Below are 20,139 nucleotides of genomic sequence, written 5' to 3'. Positions count from 1 at the left end.
AAGGTAAGGCCATTGACAGACACAGCCAGCCCTCTACGGATGTTGATCGTCGAAGATTCAGAAGACGATGCGCTGCTTCTACTGCGAGAGATGCGCAAAGGAGGCATAGCCCCCTATCATGAGTTGGTAGACAGCGAAGACCGTCTGTCCTATGCCCTTCGCCGGGGTAAGTGGGATATCGTCATTACCGACCACAACATGCCCGGCTTCTCTTCGTTCAGGGTATTGGAGCTGACCAAGAAGTACTGCAAGGACCTGCCAGTAATCATCGTATCCGGAACGATCGGCGAGGGCGTTGCCGTTACCGCCATGAAAGCCGGTGCGCAGGATTACATCATGAAGGACAACCTGTCCCGGTTGATTCCTGCCATTGATCGGGAAGTACGTGAAGGATTCATGCGCCAGGCCAAGCGTGTTGCCGAGAATGCCCTGGAGCATATGGCCTATCATGACAGCCTGACTGATCTTGTGAACCGCCGGGAATTCGAGCGGCGGCTGGTGCAGGCGCTCGAAGACACCCATAAAACCGGCCGTCATCATGTACTGCTCTATCTTGACCTTGACCAGTTCAAGATCATAAACGACACCTGTGGTCATGTGGCTGGGGATTACTTGCTTAAGCAGGTCGCCGCATTGCTGTCACTTCAAATTCGCTCTGATGATACCCTGGCTCGCCTCGGCGGCGACGAATTTGGAGTACTGCTGCGCGGTTGCGACGCGGTCCATGCACACAAGGTCGCTGAAAAGCTGTGTGAAGTGGTCCATGAGTTCCGCTTTGTTTGGCAGAACAAGCCGTTCTCGGTGTCGCTCAGCATCGGTATGGTTTTGATCAACGAAAACTACAACAGTGCCGGTGAGCTTCTGAGCCACGCCGACCTGGCCTGCTACGCCGCCAAGGATCGGGGACGCAATAACGTCCAGCTTTACGAAACCGATGACAGTGATATGCAGCAACGTCAACGGGATATGAACTGGACCAGCCGAATTCAGCAGGCTCTGCAAAACAACAGTTTCTGCCTATGGCAGCAGGAAATGGTTGCCCTTCAGCCAGAAGCCAACGACGGTTATCGCACCGAATTTCTAGTCCGCCTGAACGAAGGTGATGACATCGTACCTCCAGGAGCCTTCATTCCTGCGGCGGAACGCTTCAACTTGATGACACGAGTTGATCGCAAGGTCATCGACCTGGCATTTGACTACCTTGATCGCACTGGGCTCGGGCGTGAGAGCACAGGAACGTTCTTTATTAATCTGTCTGGAAGCTCGTTTAACGAACCAGAACTGTTTCTGTACATCAGCCAGTTAGCGGAGCGGTATAAGCTGATTCCCGAGCGTATCTGCTTTGAAATTACTGAAACTTCCGCCATTGCCAATCTGAACGCGACTCAGAGGTTCATCAATTCCGCCAAAAGAAGAGGGTTCAAATTCGCGCTTGATGATTTCGGCGCGGGCATGAGTTCGTTCTCCTATTTGAAAGCCCTGCCAGTGGACTACCTGAAAATTGATGGTGGTTTCGTCCGCAACCTGCTGGACGACCCAATCGATTTGTCGATAGTCGATGCGTGCAACCGGATTGGCCACTCCGCAGGACTCAAGACGGTTGCCGAGTTCGTGGAGAACGACGAGGTGAGAGCCCGTCTGGTTGAACTGGGGCTCGACTTCGCCCAGGGATATGGAATTTCCATGCCTCGACCGCTGGAATAGATACCTCTCCGCCTTTGTTCACACTTCAATAATGGACGTAACCTCCAAAAGGATTATCAATGCTCGAAAATGGTGACTTGATTATTCGCTATCTTGAGCGATTGGGAGTCGAGTATGTATTTGGGGTTCCAGGCGGGAGTATTGAGCCTTTTTACAATGCGCTTGCTCGCAGCGAAAAACGTGGCGGTATCAAAGCCGTCATCTCCAGACATGAAGCGGGCGCAGCTTTCATGGCAGAGGGATATGCTCGGGAAACAGGTCGACTAGGTGTGTGTTGCTCAACGGCAGGGCCTGGCGCAACGAATCTGATAACGGGTGTGGCGTCTGCCTATGCTGACAACATTCCTATACTTGTAATCTCAGCTCAGACGGCGCTTGATCGCTTTGGACAGGGATCTCTTCAGGAAAGTTCTTGCACCAGCGTCAATACCATGGAGATGTTTGCCCGTTGCACACGTTACAACACGTTTGTCTCACATACCGCCCAACTTGAAACCAAGCTGCTTCAGGCTGTTAGCTATGCGTTGGGAAACCAACCGGGTCCTTCGCACTTGGGTATTCCTTTGGATGTAATGAGACATCCTGTTTCCGATGACTCCAGCCATCATAACCTAAGGGCTTTTACTCACCATGATGTTGCACCAAGTCCAGACGCTATCCAGTTGTTATTGAAAGAGCTGTCATCAGCTTTAAAAGTAACCGTTGTACTAGGCGAAGGGGCTGCGGAGGCTGCGGATATTTTGATTAGCCTGGCAGAGTCGAGACATTGGCAGATGGTGACCACGCCTCGCGGCAAAGGGATCGTCGATAGCTATCATCCTCTATACCGGGGAGTTTTTGGGTTTGCCGGGCATGAAAGCGCAGCGGAAGCGCTCAAAACCAAAAACGCGGATTTGGTACTTGTGGTTGGGTCCGCTCTGGATGAAGTATCAACCTCAGGATGGGACACAACAGCCATACTCTCTGAGCGTTTAATACACGTATCCAGAAACCCTGAACACCTTACCCGATCCACAATGGCCCGATTGGTTATTCTGGGTTCGCCAAAGCTCACGCTTGCGTCTATTGCAGGCGCGCTTGGGGTTGAAACCGGCGGAGGCTTTGTCTCGACGACAGAACAACACTCTCAATTGCCTCTACAGATACGTCTAGACAACCGGACAGCATGTGAGAACGTCAGCGGTAGCATAAAGCCCCAGGCTTTGATGACCTATATGAGCAGGGTGTGCCCCTCAAACGCTAGGGTGCTGATGGACAGCGGCAACAGCTTCCTCTGGGGGATTCACCATTGGAATATTCGCCGCTATGAACATCAGGATCCTTCCAAGAAGTATTTCCATATTGGTATTGGATTTTCTTCAATGGGGTGGGCGATAGGGGCTTCGGTCGGAGTAGCAGCTGCTGTAAAGAACACACCGGTCATATGTTTTACAGGTGATGGTAGCTATCTAATGGCTGGTCAGGAAATCACCACTGCATTGCAGGAGAATCTGAACCTGCTCATGGTTGTACTGAATGATTCCTCACTGGGTATGGTTAGGCATGGGCAGGGACTTAGCGGAGGGGAATCCATCGGGAACAGCCTTCCGGATATTAATTTCGCTGACATGGCCAAGGCTATGGGAATTGAATCGTATCGCGTTGAAACAATGGAAGAGCTTTTCTCAGTGAATCTACATGCCATATTAGCTAAAACCGGACCTTGTTTGCTCGACGTAGTCGTCGACAGAGATGAAATACCGCCCATGGGGTCTAGGATGAAGGTATTGACTGGTTCCATATAAGAGAGCACTTATGACCTCAGATTACGTATATCACTCCAATTTTTGGATGGAAGAACCCGAGGACTCGAATCCTTTCGCAGCCAAGCACTGTTTCTGTTCTGGATACGATGTTTACGGGCAGGTCGTCCCCAATGCAAGCTGGTTTGAATATCTATTGCTCTTATTTTGTGGCGAAAGGCCAACCAGGGAAGAGGCTCTCTTGATCGAAAAGTTGGCCATTGTCCTGGCCAACCCAGGACCGAGAGAGGCCAGTGTCAGAGCGGCAATGAATGCAGGCGTAGCGGGAACAAACCACAGCTCTGCGTTAATGGCAGCACTTGCGGTAGGTGCAGGACAATACGGAGGAGCCCAGGAAGTTGCGATTTCAGTCAGGCTCTGGCGCGATTGTGGTCAGAATATCGAAAAGTGGAAAGAGCGACTATTTCACCCTGAGGAAGACGAACGGGCTGACATCTGGCTTCCGATGGAACACGCACCGGGGTTTGACCCAAATGGAGAGTCTCTTCCTACGCATCTCCGTCAAGCACTCGACTATCTCGTTAAACTTGCTCCGAGTGATGGCGCGCTTCGTTGGCTGCATGCTCATCGTCCCGAGCTTGAAGCGACCGTTGGTTATCCGCTTGCGATCAGTGGGATAGCGGCGGCCACGTTTGTTGATCTGAATCTGAATGAGGATCAAGCAAGTATGCTTTATCTTATGTTGCGGCTTCCTGGGGCTGCAGCACATGCAATTGAGCAAAAAAATATGGGTTGGAAGAAGTTTCCATTTTATGGTCCTGCTATCGAGTTAGTATCCGATCCCGGGCCAGTTACGTCCAACCCCGGCAAAGGGGGCGTAAGCTAATGGGTTACAAGCACCTACTAAATACTGAAAGTCACTGGGTAACCCGAAAAGGTAAGGCGTTTTTGTCGGACCGTGTGGTGATGCATGGCAAGGACCTGCATAAAGAATTGTGCAACTACAACTGGATACATTTGTACCTTTACGCCGTGCTCGGGCGGGATCCTGGTGAGAACGTCGCGAAAATGATTAATTATTACTGGGTTTCTTCAAGTTATGCGGACCCATCTATTTGGCCAAATCATGTTACCGCTCTAGCAGGTACCGTTAGATCGACTGCCTCATTGGCGTTAATGGCCGGCTTGAGTATTTCGGAAGCATCACTCTATGGCCGCAGACCTGAAGTGCGGGCCCTTGATTTCTTCTATAGGGCAGGGCGGTGGTGCGATGACGGTGGACAACTAATAGACTTCGTTGATCAAGAGAAAGCCAAGGGACGGATTTTGTATGGTTACGGACGCCCATTAGCAAAAACTGACGAGAGAATTTTTTACACTCTGGAAAAAGCAAAGGAACTTGGATTGGCCGATGGTCGTCATTTGAAGATGGCTCTCGACGTCCAGCGGCATCTAGAAGAAAAACATGGTTATGCTATGAATGTCGCGGCGGTCCATGCCGGACTGGCTGCTGATATGGGGTTAACCTGCCAAGAGTATCAATTGATTCTCAGCCCTGGTTTTGTTACCGGTATGGCGCCTTGCTATCAAGATGCGAGAGATAATCCAGAAGGTAGCTTTTTCCCTGTGCGCTGCAGCAGTGTCAAATATGGGGGCCCTGAAAAGAGAGATTGGTCTACGGATCAGGTGGCACCTTAGAATTGATACCTTAGTTCCGCTACGAACTGCCGGCCCGGCATTGGGAAGTCATTAGGGATTTCTGGTGCCGGGTCCGCATAAGGACTGGGATCTCTTACATCCTGATCAAACAAATTTTTCACCGCGACGGAAAATGCCCAGTCCGGCAATAGGTCAACGGCCCTTAGGTTGATATCGACGGTCGTGTAGTCATCCACCGGAGGGCGGGTATCATTTGCGGTTCTCTTTTGCTCGCCTACCCAGTTTACCTGGGTGACGAAGCGCCAGTGTGTTGTTACGTTCCAATCCAAGCGTGCATAAATTTGGTGATTTGGTGCTTCGCCTACATCATCATCACTTTGCTTATCGATTGATTTCTGGTACGCGTAGTTTGCTGAAAGCTTTACTTCGTCGAGGGGAGCGTAGGTTAGTTCGAACTCTCCACCATGCCCCTTTCTTTCTCCAGAGTTGCGATACTCTTGCGAAATTGGACCAGTGACCGGGACGGCAGTTATCAGGTCATCTATCTCATAGTAAAAGAGATTAACGCCGTATACGAATTGTGTATTTAACTGGTGGGTTAAACCGATTTCAAAGGTATCTATATTTTCCGCGTCCAAGTCACTGTTGCCTGCCGTTACAGGGTTATTCGCTACATAAAGCTCATTCAGTGATGGTGCTCGAAAAGCCCGTCCGTACAAAAATTTAGTAGTGATGGAATCGGTTGTTGCCCATATTAAAGCCGTTCGTGGGTTTATCGTGCTTCCAAAATCAGAGTAGTCGTCAAAACGGATACCACTAACCAGTTGCCAGTTTTGTGCAAACTGCCATTCGTCCTGAACAAAAACATAATAGCTAGTTCGGTCCTCTTCCGGCATCCAGACTTCACTTGGACTATCGGACACATCAACTACACTGCCACGTGGACTAAAATCTGAATTAAAGTTCTTGCTTTCCGTGACGTCGTAAAGATCAGCCCAAAGTGTACCTATACCTGTCTGTAGTCGATGGTTTTGAAGTCCACGATAAACTGCACTGAGATCTAGCCGCACCTGATGTTCTTTGTATCCCGGACTACCAATCAAACCATTGGGGAAAGCCCCGTCGAATGCACCAGGGGGGTAAAGTATGATGTTGTTCTCAGGCTCTTGAGTGATGTTGAAGTAAGAAACCCTGGCCTCCAAATCAAGGCCTTCGGTGAGATCGGCCCATCGATAGCTATAATCCGCATTCAACCTTCGCGACGAATACTCTCCTTCTGGGTCCAACGCTTGTGCAACTCCGGGACCCGTCTCGATGTTGCTCCGATCTTGTAAGCCAGCTCTAAAAGTCCATTGCTCGGCGCCCACTTCAAACCTGGCGTCGAGTCGGTCTACCCCTGTATTTACAGGGCCCGGCGCCAGGGAGGCAGACGTACCGAACGTTTCGTCGAAGTTCGTTTGAGCATCTCGTTCGATAATGTCATCCCAGCCGTCGGTTGTCTGATATTCCAGGACCATACTGACACCTAGTCCACCTACCCGATGACCTGTTTCAAGCCAGCCACCACGGGTATCGAAGCTTCCGAGTCTGCCACCTATTATTTGACCATCTATCGTTTCATGATTCTTGGTGGTGATATTGATAACACCGGAATACGCATCGGCACCATACAGAGCCGAGCCCGGCCCCCTAATCACTTCGATACGCTCGATCGCCTTAACAGGCATTCCCCCCCACGCATTACCACGATTTCCATACATCATAGTAGTGGCCGGTATTCCATTAACAAGAAGGAGCGCCTGCGGGTTGTTGCTGGAGGTAATGCCACGAAATACGTACTTCGGAGAAAAACCCTGATCAGAGTGATTCACATGGAGCCCAGGCACTGTTTCAAGTACCTGGTCCAAGTCCGTGGCGCCCATGGCTGCAATATCGTCCGCATTAATGACCGAAGTGATTGCAGCGGCCTTATCGAGAGGTGTTTCGGTTCCAGAGGCGATTGAGACAACACGAATTTGACCAAGCTCTTCCAAGGGAATGTCCCAAAGGGAATCATCCGCGGCAACAACGATGGAAGAGGTTGAATAGCAAAGAACGGCGGCTACCACCCTCGAAACCACCTTGGGGCGTAAAGCTCTGCTTAGGGGCGATAGACGTTCCTGCATGCGCAATCTCAGCACTTTGCTCTTAGCATTATTTGAAACGATTCAGTCAACGATTGCACTCCGAGACCTGCTACTGACAAACCTGGCGGTCACACTGCCAAGGATGGCACATTTCTTAGCCAAACAGCGATGAAAAATGCAAGCTGAATAGGAGTTTAGCTGCATTCATCGTATAAGCAAGTCTTAAACGGCATGGAACCTAACGATACGATCAAACTCGCATTACTCGGCAGGAGGAGGGGAGCAGGGCGCCGCCGTGGCGTCCCAGTTGACCAGTTTATCTTCCAGTATCTGCGCAGTTACTGGTGTGCTGTTCTCGGCGACCGCTTTCTCAATAATGGCTTGGTACCTCCCGTTGTTGCGCAACGTCGCTAATCCATCATTGAACGCCTGCCTGAGGCCGGCTGACTCCGCGTTAAACAGCACGTGGTAAAACGCCTTCCGGAGTGGTTTGGGATGAAACGTCAGTTGATAAGCCTGGGAAGTAAACTGGTTTCTTATCATCGCTTCACCCACAACGGGGTCCATGGGAAACAAATCAATGCGACCAAGGAGCAGCTTCTTGAAATTAGCCGCGTCAGAAGTGGTGACGTCAGCGTCGACGAGACCACTCTCAATAACATCACTGAGTGTTTCGCCGTAACTGTAATCCTGTGTCAGACCAACTTTCTTTCCTTTCAACTCTACAAGGGCTTCCCAGTCAAAAGCCTCGGCAGCGCGGTGATAGAAAACGTATTGATAGGGCAGTAAAGGAGAAGAGAACAGGAAGTCACGGCTTCTTGATTCGGTGCAAGACCAGATCGCCGAGGCCTGATATTTTCCCGATTTGGTCATTGCCAGCGCCCGCGACCAGGGAAGAAATGCAAACTCTACGTCGACACCTTCGCTTTCAAAGGATTCACGAATAATCTGGGAGACAAAACCGCCACCAGGTAGATCTTCGCTCAGGTACGGCGGCCAGTGCCCGGTGCTGATTTTGATGGTGTTCGCTCCAAGCAACGTCGGACTAAACGACATAAATATCAGAATCATTAGGTGCTGTAGGTACTGAAAGTACCGGCATCTCTTTTGGCCTTTCATTTGTCCAAAATCCCGAAATTCCTGCGTTGGAGGATCCACATTTTATACCGTCATCAAACCTCGCAAACATGACAAAGCCATGTTTCTCGCAACATTATGTAAACGACAACCTGCGAAGAACCGTCACCAAGTGTTATAGAAACGTTATGTTTGGGGAGGAACCAAAGCCGGCACCTTTTGCTCTGATCCATTAATACAGATGGCTAATCCGATGAGAGGTTCCCATGACAAAATGGTTTATTGCGTTGCTTTTCTTACTGCCGTCGTTTGCCAGCGCCGCAGAGTGGACTAGTGGAACGAGTAAAACCGACGTTGTTGAGCTGTTTACCTCAGAGGGATGCAGCAGCTGTCCTCCCGCTGATCGTTGGCTGAGCTCTTTGAAGAGCAGCCCTGAGCTGTTCAAAGAATTCGTTCCAATGGCGTTCCACGTTGACTACTGGGATTACATCGGCTGGAAAGACCCGTTCGCAAAAGCTGCTTACAGCGAACGCCAGCGGAATTATGTACGTGAAGGGCACGTTAGCCAGTCTTATACTCCGGGAATCGTTATCAACAACAAAGAATGGCGCCAATGGTTTCGAGGGCAACGAACCTGGACAGACGACACCAAACAGGTTGGGGTACTCAGGGCTAGCGCTAATGACAAACGCCGCTTTAAGGCGGAATTTGATGGCGAGAAGGCTGGCCAGTTGCATATAGCCATACTCGGTATGGGGTTAACAACATCCGTGAAAGCTGGAGAAAACCGCGGCCGGGAACTCACACACGATTTCGTGGTGTTGAAGTTAATAACAGTACCTGGAGAGAAAAGCTGGACCGTTACACTTCCAGAGTTCCCCGAAAAAGGGCAGAAACGAAATGCCATCGCGGCCTGGGTAACACCCAGCAATTCACAGACGATTCTGCAGGCAGTGGGTGGTTACGTCGATTAACGGCTAGCCGTAGTCGGTTTTTATCTTTCAGCCTGGTGATGGCTCTCTTTATAAAGCACACGAGCGAGATCTTCTGGCAAAGGCATTGGCGCAAACGGACTGACGTTCGCACGCCCGGTATTTCCAAGGGGAACCCATATGCGAGAAAACAACAATGCGGCGAACGTTCGAGTAAGCTGCCCAACGACTTCCCGCATGTCACGCGTACGCCAGCCGAGTTTGAGCATGCGAATGTGGGTCCTTGTGTGCGCCCAAGCATACTTCTGGCTCAGAATATGAGCTCGCTCAAGGTGGGCGAACGCCTTTGAAAAGTTACGCGACTCTTCAGCTTCGCACGCCGCGGTGAGTTCCACGTTATAAGCCTGTTTCAGTTCAGTTTTCATTTCAGAAATGCTCCCATTAAATCTGCGCCGTCAGTGGGTATCAAAAACCCTGTAGTAGCTGCAGAGTCAATGGTTTGAAGAAGGTGGCGTATGGGAAGAGAGGGGAATTTGACCGGGGCTGCTGTTTCTAACTTTAAAGAGCAACATACACCATTTAACATAATATACATTATGCGCAGTATGATAGAGTGTTAAGAAAGTAACATACACGCTGAGCCCAGACTCGACACTCCCGTACCCTATGCCACCACCTCAAGCACTGTCTTCCAGTTCAACACTGTCCATCTCTGGATTGGTCGGTTATTTGCAATCGCACACCGTTCCTGAATCAATTGTTTCTTTGTCTCTGATGACGACTGGGCTTTTGTGTTATGTCGTCGTGCTGTATCGCAATCTGTAAACAGGCCTAGAGCTAAATCGTTGGTGCATCGGGTGCGATTCGCTTTCCAGCAGGCCCAGCACTTCGGGCTTGAGCAGGTACTTGGGCATGGTGCCCAGGCTTTCAGCCGATAACCGCCCTCTTCCGATCCTTTCAGTATGGCGGCAAGCGCCGGTAAAACCACAAGAAACGGGGGCCGGTTGACGAACTAACGAACGCCGTCTGGAAGAAAAGGTTAGTAGGCGTCGTCCAGCTTTTCCTTTTGGGAAAACTTGCACCAAATCCTTGCCATCCTCCCGATAACCCCATAGCATCCAAAAGGTTGTAAAGGACTAAGGACAACACCGGACAAGGAAGAAGGAACAATGTCCTACCAGCTCTACGTGACGGGCGGCTATGGTTTTACCGAAGCCATCCTGCCGACGCTGCTGCACCCCTCAAATGCCGTGGATATTGCCCGGGACTATTTTACCCGTGGTTACCAGGGCCAGCATATCGACCTGCCTCCGGATGCAGATGTTTCCCATACCGGCAACCTGACCGACACACAGAAACAAACCCTGCTGGAGGACCTGCAAGAGGGGCGCCTGGTGCTGTCCAGCCGTTATGAGCCGGGCTTTGACCTGTTCACCGAAACCCAGGCCAACCCAGACACCCTGCGTAGCGACTTGCCGCCCACACTCCGGCAACGCCTCCAGCAACACTGGCCGGGCCGATCACGGGGCGGTGCCACCGCTGCCCGCTCTGACTCCCTGGCACCGGCCAATGAATCATCCGCTCCTTCACCAGAGCCCCCTGCGCCAGCAGCCCCCGTGCCGGGCGCCGGCCCTTACCGTGTCACCCTGGCCTATCGTTGGTTAGATGGAACCGGCGTGGCCGGTCTTCCCTTTACCCTGGCAACGGACGATGAGGAAATAACAGGCACGTTGGACCCAAACGGCGAAGCCCACATTGAGGGGCTTAACGGTCGGTTCGCCTTCGTCCGCCTGAGCTCGGACGCTTCTGACGACGAAGTGGGTCAGCAACGCCGGGCGATTCAGCATGCCCTGACAGAAGTACTGAAGCATGAACAACGAGAGGCCGATGCCCTGGAGCGGGAATACCAACAGATGCCTTGGCATCAGCGTATGGCCGTCAGCACCGGTGCTGCCTTCCAGGGGGGTGCGGACGCCGGTATTGGGCTCTTGCAGTTCGTTGACAGCATGGCAGACCTGGCTTCCCCCTCCCAGTCCCTGATGGACGGACTGAAGGCAGCCTGGATCGCCAGTGAGAACAGTTCAGACGCCTCCTGGTACGAGTCCTATCGGGCGAACTACAACGAGACCCGCCACAAACGCTGGGTCGAGGCCCTGGGCTTCAATCCCACGGACATCTCCCGTGAGGACGTGGCCGAAGCGTATGAGCTGACCAACCTGGTGATGGCAGACCCCATACTCCGGGAAAGCCTCAACGACTTTGTGGCCGAATACGCCAGTATCCAGCACCACACCGAGGTTACTTACTTAACCGGGGCCGTGGCCTTTGACCTGATATTGATGGCGGTGCTGGCCGTGGCAACCGGCGGTGCTGCCGCAGTGGGGGCAGCCGCAGGCAGGATTCGTCACGCGGGCCTGTTAGCGTCTTTGGGCAAGACCGTTAAGGCCTATTGTGCCGCCGTACGCAGACAGCGCCTGAGGTATCTCTGGCGGAGTACTGACCTAAAGAAGAAAAACCATCTGGAAGCCAGGGCCTCCAAGCGGGTTGAAGGTCAGGAGTTGAAGCCTGCCAAGAATGTTCCAAACAAGTTTGGTGAGGTGTACGCTAAGGCTCCAGCAGCTAAATTGGAAATCGATACAATCGCAGACGAAATCGCCGAAATGTTCGGTGGCCAAGTTGCAAAAGCACCAATCAAATCTCAAGATCGAGCTACCCAGAAAATCATGAATGATTACGATGGCGATGCGACGAAGATCAAAGACTTGGCGAGGAATACCATCATAGTCTCTCCAGAAAAAATGGACGCTGTAGCAGCGGAGTTAGCCAAGCGAGGTGCAAACGTCAAGGTAATAAATGGGACAACTGATCCATTAGGCTACAGTGGTGTTAATTCTACGATTAAAACCCAAGCTGGAATCTTTGGTGAGGTTCAAGTAAATACACCTGCGATGATCTACGCGAAGGAATCAGAGTCAGTGGCAAGGGTATTGCTCGGTGATGATTTATATACTTCCATTGCATCTAAATCCGGAATTCCTGGTGGTCAGGGCCACAAATTCTACGAGGAATGGCGGGTGCTGAGTCCAAGTAGTACTCAAGCGCAGTCAGTTTCTGAACAAAGCCAAGAGTACTATGAAGCGATAAGGAAAGCTAATGGCTATTAATAAAGGGAAGCTGTTTTCTGAAAAAGATGTGTACATAGATTATTCGTTTGAGGAAGTTATGTATCGCTGGGATCATAAAGCAGAGAAAATTCACGTTAAGTTTTATGGTGAAGATGAAAAGCCAGATCCTATCCCTCACGATAATCGCTTGTTTAATGAGGCCTTGTTGTCTGGCAAGGAAATTACTTATGAAGAGTATTTAGAAGGTAAAAGTGTTGAGTAAGCTAGATCAGGCAATAAGCGTTGCGACAAAGGCACACTTTGGACAAGTTGATAAATCTGGTCAGCCATATATTTTACATCCGCTTCGGTTGATGTTTCGGTTTGAAGCTGAAGTTGAAATGATAGTGGCAGTAATGCATGACGTAATTGAAGATAGTGACTTTACCTATGAAGATCTTAAAAACATTGGCTTTTCAAATGATGTGATGGAGGCGCTTGACTGTTTAACTAAGCGAGAGAATGAGGACTACGAGAGATTCATATTGCGAGCATCTAAAAATAGTTTGGCTAGGAAAATCAAAATAGAAGACATAAAAGATAATTTGGATTTAACTAGGCTCAATGATATCACTGAAAAAGACTTGCAAAGGGCTGAAAAGTACCATCGAGCTTTGAAGGCGTTAAGTACTTGATCAAGATGGAAACGTCAGGTTACATACTTTATGCCCGAATCCAAAACCTTAGAGACTGAAATAAGCATCAAAGAACCATTGAAAACGGTATTGAGAAAATATTGCCACATTGAGTGCTACGACCCTCAGTTGATAAGAGAAGCAATTAGCACTGGAAAGGGATTCCCGTACGACGTGAGCTTGTTTAAGACCCAGTTGCGGGAAGCAATCGACAATAGGCTTATCTCGCCGGAAGAATACGAAGAATTAACTGAAGAAGATTTCGATTCACAGGAAGATTTGCAAGCCTGGCTAGAGGAGTTTTGGTCAGAACTTCCATAAGCATGTTTGGAGAGCTGGAACTATTGGTTAGCTTTGTAGTGTAAAATTTTGTACCTACTCCCAGATACTCGTAAGCAGCCGCCGCCTTCATCACAAGATCTTCATCTCTGCAGATGAGGAGATGACAGAACGATGCTATCCCAGCGTGCGTCATGTCGCTTAATGATGCCCTGAATCGCCGCCCTTTGTGCATTTTTTAATCCCGATAATTGTAGTAGCCCCCATTTAAACCGGACACCTTGGTAGAAGCAAAGGCCTAAGCATAGACCTAGTGCAAAGGAGTGTCCAAGGTGGAGAAAATCGAAGTCATAACCGGAGTGCGGCGTCGTCGCCGGTATTCCGCGCAGGAGAAGGCATTCATGGTCGCCGAGTGTGAGCGGCCTGGTATGTCGGTATCACTTGTCGCACGACGTCATGGTATATCAGCAAGTCTGTTGTTCCGTTGGAAGAAGCTGATGAAAGACGGTGGCATGTCCGCGATTGAATCTGGTGATGAGGTTGTCAGTGCATCCGAGATGAAAGCCCTGAACAAGAAGGTCCGGGAGCTGGAGCGGATGTTGGGCCGCAAGACGATGGAAGCTGAAATACTCCGGGAAGCCCTGGAGGTGGCTCAGTCAAAAAAGTTGATCTCGCGCATGGTCGCCAGAAAGGCAGAAGTCCGAGATACAACAAGCAGGACGATGACCGGCATTTGCCGTTTATCCGAGAGCTGTGCGATGCCCGTGCTGCCAATGGCTATCGAAGGATCACTGCTCGGCTGAATCGGTTGCTGGCAGCAAACGACGAGCGAGTGAACCACAAGCGCGTGTATCGACTGATACCGCCCCTACCTTATTAGGTGATTAAATGTGCAAATTAGAAAGAATAAAGAAGGAACGAAAAGCGCTTGAAAGAATGCTGCTAAGTAAACAAGGTGATAGCGCTGCAAGTGAGGCTTATAAGGCACTGCGACCATATTTCGATAAGGTTGATAATATGAATAGCTACTATCCTATTGGTCGCATAAGGCTGGCCCGCTTGTTCTTGGAAAGCGACCTCAGCAATGATAAGGAGCTATTTTCATGTTATGGGAGATTTGCGAATCTTGTAGAGGGTGTGGAAGTGTATTCCTGAGAGAGTTTAGGTAATTACACTGACCTCCAGACCGTATCAGTTACGCTAAATTGAGTTCATACTGGGCGTTGAAAGCATTGGCATCAGGCAAGGCGTAATGCCAATGCACCCACAACTAAAGGTGGACAGATCCCATGAGTAAGAGTCAGGACAGAAAAAAAGACATTAAAAAGAAACCGCTTTTAACCCCCAAGGAAAAGAAAAAGGAGAAGAACGCAAAGAAAAATGAAACCGATGTACTGGGACATTGATTTCAGGAGCCGCTGAAAGCGCCTGGATCAGGGGCGCGATCAGGATGAGCAGCTAAGGTGCGACGCCCCGCCAACACCAAAGAGCTCCAGCGGCTTCAGCCTATAGTATTTTCTATCTACGGCCTCTGATTGCTCAGCGTACGGCTGCGTCATCACGTCCTGCAGTTCTCGCAGCAAAGCGTAATTACCCTCTGCCGCTTGCTGATAGGCGGGCACAACGAACCACTCTCTCAAGCTGTACTTCGGGTTAACGAGCTTCATCTTACTGGAAAGCTCCTCAGGCGTGCCAGGCTGAATCAGCGATTGCCAATTTGTGAGCCACGCTGACCAACGCTTGTCTAGCCCTTCGGGATCTGCAGCATAGGTCGAGCCTTTGTAGAAGCTTTTCTTAAGCGGCTCAATGTCATCTGGCAACGATGAGAGTTCCCGGAAGAACATGGTGTAATCAACAGGCGTCTGCATCATCAGTGTTGCCAGCTCGCGGAATAAAGCCGCGTCAAACGCGTCGAGTCCGAGTTTGGCCGCCCACATCGTCTCCATTTGCGCCTGCATCACCTTTGGGAAATCACTTTGAATGTCCTCCAGCTGCTGCAGACACTCTGGATGCCCTGCCAACAAAGGCCGAACCGCCGAACAGAACGAGTAGAAATTGCGTTCGGCTGCTGCTGGTTGGTTGAGGAACGCGAAGTGATTTCCCCCGCCCGTCCATGGCTGGTACTGCGGATCAAACACATCGCAGAACCCGAAGGGTCCATAGTCGAGCGTGAAGCCGCCCGCGGCACAGTTGTCGCTGTTGAAGTTACCCTGGCAGTAGCCAACACGGATCCAGTTGGCGACAAGCGAGGTCAGTCGTCTGCGGAACTCATGTGCGAGCGACACCACTTTTTCAGCTGTGGTCCGCGACCGATCGATAACGTCATCGTACTCGCGATCAATCAGGTGCAATACGATCCTCTCGAGCTCCTCCATCGCCTGCGGGTGTTCCTGCTTGCGGGCACGACGACTAAAGAGCTCCAGCTGCCCTACCCGAATGAACGAAGGTGCAACACGTGTCGAGATGGCCACTGGCTCGGATACAAGAATATCGGGATCTACCGAGCGTGAACCCTCCGAATACCAGGGGCGCCTGACTTTCTCGGTTGTCGACACGTACAGACTCAGAGACCGTGACGTGGGCACGCCCAGCGCGTGCATATGCTCTTGGGCCAGGAACTCCCGCACACTGGAACGCAGAACTGCCCGGCCGTCTGCGCCGCGGCAGTAGGGCGTGCGCCCTGCCCCTTTTAACTGCATTTCCCAGCGCTGCTTGTTGATGACAGCCTCGAGCACGGAAATCGCGCGGCCGTCGCCGTAGCCATTGCCAGTCTGGAACGGGCATTGTTGGTAGAATTCGGTGCCGTAGATGGAAAGTGCGTAGCCACACGCCCACCCCACGTTGCGCAGAGGCTCCGGAACATGCGACAAGTCGCCGGAGAACATACGGATGAAGTCGCTGGACTGCGCCATGCTGTCGGCGAAACCCAGTTCGTGAAACAGGTTTTTCCCATGGGCGACGTATTCGGGGTTTTCGATGGGCGTGGGGCTAACCGGAACATAGTGGCCCGAGAAGACTTGTCTTGGCGCGTGATCAGCTCCGTTTGCTTTACCCTCAGGGTCGCAGTTGAGCGTGTCCATGAGTGAATAGTCTGCCAGCGGTGCGAGATCGTCGAGGGTCGCGACCGTTGTAGGCATTTCCAAATGATGTCGCGTTAACATAATAGGGACTCCTCTTTATCTATCATACACTTCTAACTCACGGATACAGATTCAGGGACGACATTGAACCATGGGTAAACAGCGCTTTCGTTACTCTGCCAGCATTCTCAAACCCAGCCACCTGTTTGCAACAATTGGAGCCTTGCTGACGATTTTGCTTGGAAGCCTGCTGCTATTGGCACTGCCTAACCTCGGTGAACAGGATTTCAGCCAACTATACCTGGAAGAACACGGTAACGTGCCTTTCGAACTGCACCTAATTGCGTTGTGTTTGCTGCTGGGTTGCGTCGTGGCGTTTGTTAATCGCCGGGTCTGGCTGGAACTGGACAGCGAGAATCTGACGATTCACATCCCGCGGTTGACCGGCCTCGGGCTAATGGGATTTACCACCGGAGACCACCGCATTCCGTTAAATACTATTCGGAAAGTTGAGCTGACCGCCGTTACGGGATTCCGGAATATGGCTCAGGCACTTCAGCAGTCAAAACTCAGTCTCGTTACCGACAGGCGGACCTATCGTCTGCAACCCTACCATTTTTTGAGAGAGGGCCACCCGGATCACCGTATCGGCATGGGCAGCGCCTTTGGAAAGCCCAAGGCGAGATTGGAATCCATCATTACCGAGGCCCCTCTTGTCAAAGCTCTGTCCGGAATCACCGGCAACGTGGACTTTACGTCAACCCAAACTGATCGAACCGGGCCATTGGCCAACCATTTCAACTTATTGAAACACAAAGGCATGGTGCTGCAGCTAATTCTGCTGGCTGTGCTCGGCACCTATGCTCTCGTTGACTACGTACTGCTCACCAACTATCTCGTGATTGGTGACTTGCCACTTTGGCCATTCATTTCAACCGGGCTGCTGCTCGGTGTTTTGGGGGTTCAACTGGGGAAAGGTGCTCCCCGAGCAGAGCGCTTCGGCCTTGCTGCCCTGCTCTGTATCATCGCCTTCGCCGCTACCTATCCCGGTCTTCAGCGGTACGCGTTGGTGGTATCCCCCGAACCACTGACCGTTGCCTACGACAACACTAAAACCGGCTACTTTGAACATTCGCATTACCCTGCGATTGACCAACGGGAAAGCAGTATCCCTGAATATTGGCAGAGCCTTCCCTCAGAAGTGACTTACACCTTCTTCCTGCATGAATCGGAGCTGGGCTTTGTCCTGATTGATATGGCGGCCGTTTACGAGAAAAGCCGTGCTTTCTATCGGGAGGATGGCCGCTAACGACCTTGAAATCGCGTCTCAAACCATCACAGTCAGATAGTGAGGTAGCCATTTCCTTAACGAAGGAGAAACGCTATGAAGAGTATTAGCCGTGACGACCTCAAACAGATGAACGAAACCGAGCACGAAGATTTTGTGCTCATCAATGTCCTGCCGAGGGATGCCTTCAACCGAGAACATATCCGCACATCCATCAGTGTTCCTGTGGAGGAACCGTCCTTTTTGGAACAGGTCGAGGCAGTTACCGGCAGCAAAGATCGGAAAATCGTTGTCTACTGCGCGAACTTCGAATGTGATGCTTCTCCCAAGGCTGCCAAGAAGCTGGAAGACGCCGGCTTTACGGAAGTCTACGACTATGAAGGCGGCACCGAGGACTGGTTTAGCCGGAAACGTGCCGCTTGACCGGTTGTAGTAGTGGAGGATGAATCTCAAGGGCTGCTCAACAGGGGCAGCCTTTTTTATGACATACGCACATGCTTCGGCCTAATCCGACGGTGAGATTCGGATGTTGTCATACAGAAAATCCAGGAAAACCCGAACCCGGCCCGGCATCAAACGGCCCTGCCCCAGAAAAACCGCGTGGACTTCTTCTCGGTCTCCGGGGTTGTGCTCCTCCATAACCGGAACAAGTCTTCCCTGGCGGATGTCTTCATCAACCAGGAAACGGGTCAAACGTGCGAGGCCGACACCTTCCATGGCCATTTTGCGCATGGTTTCACCATCGCTGACTAGCAAATTCCCCTGTGGAGCGAGTTCAGTTTGCTCTCCATCGAAAGTCAGGGGCCAGGTTGCTGTATGCCTGGAAAAATTGAAACCCAGACGATTGTGGGTCCGCAATTCTTCCAGAGTGACCGGGACACCACGCCGTTCAAGGTATTCCGGTGCTCCCACTATCACCATTCGGGTTTCACCCAGCTTACGGGCTACCAAGTTGGAATTACCGAGAGGACCATTTCGGATAGCCACATCAGTATGCTCAGCCAGCAGGTTGACCACCTGATCCGTCAACGATAGCTCCAGTGTAATACCGGGGTACCGTGCCAGAAACTTCGTCACTATCGGTATCAAGAAACCGTGGCCGACAGGGAAACTGGCGGTAATCCTCAAGTGCCCGGTAGGCTCTACCGAACTGCTTGCTCCCTGTTCCGCCTCCTCCAGGTCACTAAGAATGTGGCGGCAACGTTCGTAGAACCATCGGCCCTCCGCCGTCAACTGCATTTGCCGAGTGGAGCGATGAATCAGCTTGGTTCCCAGCCTTTTCTCCAGGCGCGTGATTGCTTTGCTGGCGGCCGAGGGAGTCAGTCGGCAGACCCGTGCGGCCTTCGAAAAACTGCCCTGTTCTACCACAGTGCTGAAGATTTCCATTGCGGCCAGGCGATTTGTGGAGGATTGAGGCATGATGAATTCAATTCACAAATATTATGAAGATAGGATGTCTATATCATAAATATAAGTGCCTGTATCGTCGAGTTACTGATGAGATGAGAGGAGGATTCTATGGAATATCGGCAACTGGGCGCTTCTGGCTTGAAAGTGCCCGCATTGAGCTTTGGAGCAGGTACGTTTGGTGGACGGGGCCCTCTGTTTAGCGCCTGGGGCAAGATCGAGAGTAATGAGGCACGCCGCATGGTGGATATCTGCCTCGATGCTGGCGTCACCCTATTTGATACTGCGGATGTCTACTCAGACGGCGCCTCCGAAGAGGTGCTCGGGAAAGCTATACAGGGAAAACGACAGCAACTGATGATCTCCACCAAGACGACCTTACCCATGGGAGATGGTCCCCATGATGGCGGCTCGTCAAGAGAGCGATTGATCCGTTCATGTGAAGCGTCGCTACGGCGTCTGAACACGGACCATATCGACCTGTATTATTTGCATGCATATGACGCCCGTACCCCGGTGGAAGAAGTATTGAGCACGCTCGATATGCTGGTTAGACAAGGGAAGATCCGCTATGTGGGCGTCTCCAATTTCTCCGGCTGGCAGGTTATGAAATCTTTGTCAGTGGCTGATCGATATGGTTACCCCCGTTACATTACGAACCAAACCTATTATTCCCTTGTAGGCCGGGATTACGAATGGGAACTCATGCCCCTGGGGCAGGATCAGGGGCTGGGCGCTGCTGTCTGGAGCCCATTGGCCTGGGGACGCCTGACCGGAAAGATCCGCAGGGGGCAGCCGTGGCCGGCGAACAGCCGCTTGCATGAGACGGCACAGTTTGCGCCCCCGGTAGATGATGAACACCTGTACCGGGTTGTCGAAGTGATGGAGGACATCGCGGCGGAAACCCAAAAGACTGTGCCACAGATCGCCATAAATTGGCTGTTGTCAACAACGGTGAGTTTTGACCGCTTTTTATCAGTTTAGATTGTCCGGTTTTCATCAGTTTTCAGTGACCGCTTTTTGAGTGTCTGGGTCGTCAGATTCCT

Annotated in this window: 20 protein-coding genes; 15 read left to right on the top strand and 5 right to left on the bottom strand. The window is 51.4% G+C overall.

Annotated features, from left to right (window positions below; all coding sequences use genetic code 11):
• Window positions 1-12: 12 nt before the first annotated feature.
• From AXW11_RS08985 to AXW11_RS08970, 4 genes are read left to right on the top strand one after another with little or no spacing between them, the layout of a single operon-like run.
• Window positions 13-1,704: an EAL domain-containing protein gene (locus AXW11_RS08985; protein WP_226909918.1), complete on the top strand. Its 1,692-nt coding sequence runs from the start codon at window positions 13-15 to the stop codon at window positions 1,702-1,704.
• A 59-nt stretch (window positions 1,705-1,763) separates the two neighbouring features.
• Window positions 1,764-3,488 (top strand): thiamine pyrophosphate-binding protein, encoded by a 1,725-nt coding sequence (locus AXW11_RS08980; RefSeq protein WP_091644302.1) that lies wholly within the window; start codon window positions 1,764-1,766, stop codon window positions 3,486-3,488.
• 10 nt (window positions 3,489-3,498) lie between these two features.
• The gene (locus tag AXW11_RS08975) at window positions 3,499-4,332 is read left to right on the top strand and encodes a citryl-CoA lyase (RefSeq protein ID WP_036207250.1); all 834 of its coding nucleotides are present in this window, start codon (window positions 3,499-3,501) and stop codon (window positions 4,330-4,332) included.
• Entirely contained in the window at window positions 4,332-5,144 is an 813-nt protein-coding gene (locus AXW11_RS08970; RefSeq protein WP_036207249.1) for a citrate synthase family protein, read from the top strand. The genes AXW11_RS08975 and AXW11_RS08970 overlap by 1 nt, the downstream gene beginning before the upstream one ends.
• On the opposite strand, the gene AXW11_RS08965 is transcribed toward AXW11_RS08970, so the two are convergent.
• Together AXW11_RS08965 and AXW11_RS08960 are read right to left on the bottom strand one after the other, a co-directional pair.
• Window positions 5,141-7,213: a TonB-dependent receptor plug domain-containing protein gene (locus AXW11_RS08965; protein WP_051946953.1), complete on the bottom strand. Its 2,073-nt coding sequence runs from the start codon at window positions 7,211-7,213 to the stop codon at window positions 5,141-5,143. The two genes, AXW11_RS08970 and AXW11_RS08965, sit on opposite strands and share 4 nt — an antisense overlap.
• A 279-nt stretch (window positions 7,214-7,492) precedes the next feature.
• Window positions 7,493-8,287, bottom strand: a complete 795-nt coding sequence (locus AXW11_RS08960) for a substrate-binding periplasmic protein (RefSeq protein ID WP_228712240.1) — start codon at window positions 8,285-8,287, stop codon at window positions 7,493-7,495.
• Window positions 8,288-8,574: 287 nt separating this feature from the next.
• Here AXW11_RS08960 and AXW11_RS08955 point away from each other — a divergent pair, with 287 nt between their 5' ends.
• A complete protein-coding gene (locus AXW11_RS08955; protein WP_091644305.1) occupies window positions 8,575-9,282 on the top strand; it encodes a DUF1223 domain-containing protein in 708 nt (235 codons plus the stop codon).
• A gap of 20 nt (window positions 9,283-9,302) precedes the next feature.
• On the opposite strand, the gene AXW11_RS08950 is transcribed toward AXW11_RS08955, so the two are convergent.
• Complete coding sequence (locus AXW11_RS08950) at window positions 9,303-9,665, bottom strand: DUF3703 domain-containing protein (RefSeq protein WP_007152178.1); 363 nt, start codon at window positions 9,663-9,665, stop codon at window positions 9,303-9,305.
• Window positions 9,666-10,409: 744 nt separating this feature from the next.
• On the opposite strand from AXW11_RS08950, the gene AXW11_RS08945 reads away from it, so the two are divergent.
• The 7 genes from AXW11_RS08945 (at window position 10,410) to AXW11_RS08920 (ending at window position 14,473) form a co-directional block, all read left to right on the top strand.
• Window positions 10,410-12,404, top strand: a complete 1,995-nt coding sequence (locus AXW11_RS08945; protein WP_075194851.1) for a hypothetical protein — start codon at window positions 10,410-10,412, stop codon at window positions 12,402-12,404.
• Window positions 12,394-12,627, top strand: a complete 234-nt coding sequence (locus tag AXW11_RS08940; RefSeq protein ID WP_036207226.1) for a hypothetical protein — start codon at window positions 12,394-12,396, stop codon at window positions 12,625-12,627. The genes AXW11_RS08945 and AXW11_RS08940 overlap by 11 nt, the downstream gene beginning before the upstream one ends.
• A complete protein-coding gene (locus AXW11_RS08935) occupies window positions 12,620-13,039 on the top strand; it encodes a GTP pyrophosphokinase (protein WP_036207540.1) in 420 nt (139 codons plus the stop codon). The genes AXW11_RS08940 and AXW11_RS08935 overlap by 8 nt, the downstream gene beginning before the upstream one ends.
• A 30-nt stretch (window positions 13,040-13,069) precedes the next feature.
• The gene (locus AXW11_RS08930; RefSeq protein ID WP_091644309.1) at window positions 13,070-13,360 is read left to right on the top strand and encodes a hypothetical protein; all 291 of its coding nucleotides are present in this window, start codon (window positions 13,070-13,072) and stop codon (window positions 13,358-13,360) included.
• Between the two features lie 290 nt (window positions 13,361-13,650).
• Window positions 13,651-14,121 carry a transposase gene (locus tag AXW11_RS08925; RefSeq protein ID WP_075194850.1) on the top strand — a complete coding sequence of 157 codons (471 nt, stop codon included), beginning with the start codon at window positions 13,651-13,653 and terminating at the stop codon, window positions 14,119-14,121.
• Complete coding sequence (locus AXW11_RS20840) at window positions 14,052-14,198, top strand: IS3 family transposase (protein WP_502690954.1); 147 nt, start codon at window positions 14,052-14,054, stop codon at window positions 14,196-14,198. Before AXW11_RS08925 ends, AXW11_RS20840 begins: the two co-directional genes overlap by 70 nt.
• Window positions 14,199-14,206: 8 nt before the next feature.
• Window positions 14,207-14,473, top strand: coding sequence for a hypothetical protein (locus AXW11_RS08920; protein ID WP_075194849.1), 267 nt, complete (start codon window positions 14,207-14,209; stop codon window positions 14,471-14,473).
• A 290-nt stretch (window positions 14,474-14,763) separates the two neighbouring features.
• Here the strand turns inward: AXW11_RS08920 and AXW11_RS08915 are convergent, their stop codons facing one another.
• Entirely contained in the window at window positions 14,764-16,479 is a 1,716-nt protein-coding gene (locus AXW11_RS08915; RefSeq protein WP_091644315.1) for a protein adenylyltransferase SelO, read from the bottom strand.
• 70 nt (window positions 16,480-16,549) lie between these two features.
• Here AXW11_RS08915 and AXW11_RS08910 point away from each other — a divergent pair, with 70 nt between their 5' ends.
• Together AXW11_RS08910 and AXW11_RS08905 are read left to right on the top strand one after the other, a co-directional pair.
• The gene (locus AXW11_RS08910) at window positions 16,550-17,707 is read left to right on the top strand and encodes a hypothetical protein (RefSeq protein WP_091644317.1); all 1,158 of its coding nucleotides are present in this window, start codon (window positions 16,550-16,552) and stop codon (window positions 17,705-17,707) included.
• A gap of 75 nt (window positions 17,708-17,782) precedes the next feature.
• A complete protein-coding gene (locus AXW11_RS08905; RefSeq protein ID WP_036207216.1) occupies window positions 17,783-18,109 on the top strand; it encodes a rhodanese-like domain-containing protein in 327 nt (108 codons plus the stop codon).
• Window positions 18,110-18,190: 81 nt separating this feature from the next.
• On the opposite strand, the gene AXW11_RS08900 is transcribed toward AXW11_RS08905, so the two are convergent.
• Complete coding sequence (locus AXW11_RS08900) at window positions 18,191-19,105, bottom strand: LysR family transcriptional regulator (RefSeq protein WP_091644320.1); 915 nt, start codon at window positions 19,103-19,105, stop codon at window positions 18,191-18,193.
• 99 nt (window positions 19,106-19,204) lie between these two features.
• On the opposite strand from AXW11_RS08900, the gene AXW11_RS08895 reads away from it, so the two are divergent.
• Complete coding sequence (locus AXW11_RS08895) at window positions 19,205-20,077, top strand: aldo/keto reductase (RefSeq protein WP_228301480.1); 873 nt, start codon at window positions 19,205-19,207, stop codon at window positions 20,075-20,077.
• Window positions 20,078-20,139: the final 62 nt, after the last annotated feature.

Source organism: Marinobacter sp. Hex_13, assembly GCF_001566815.1.
GTDB lineage: Bacteria > Pseudomonadota > Gammaproteobacteria > Pseudomonadales > Oleiphilaceae > Marinobacter > Marinobacter salarius.
This window is presented reverse-complemented; position numbering and strand designations above follow the sequence as displayed.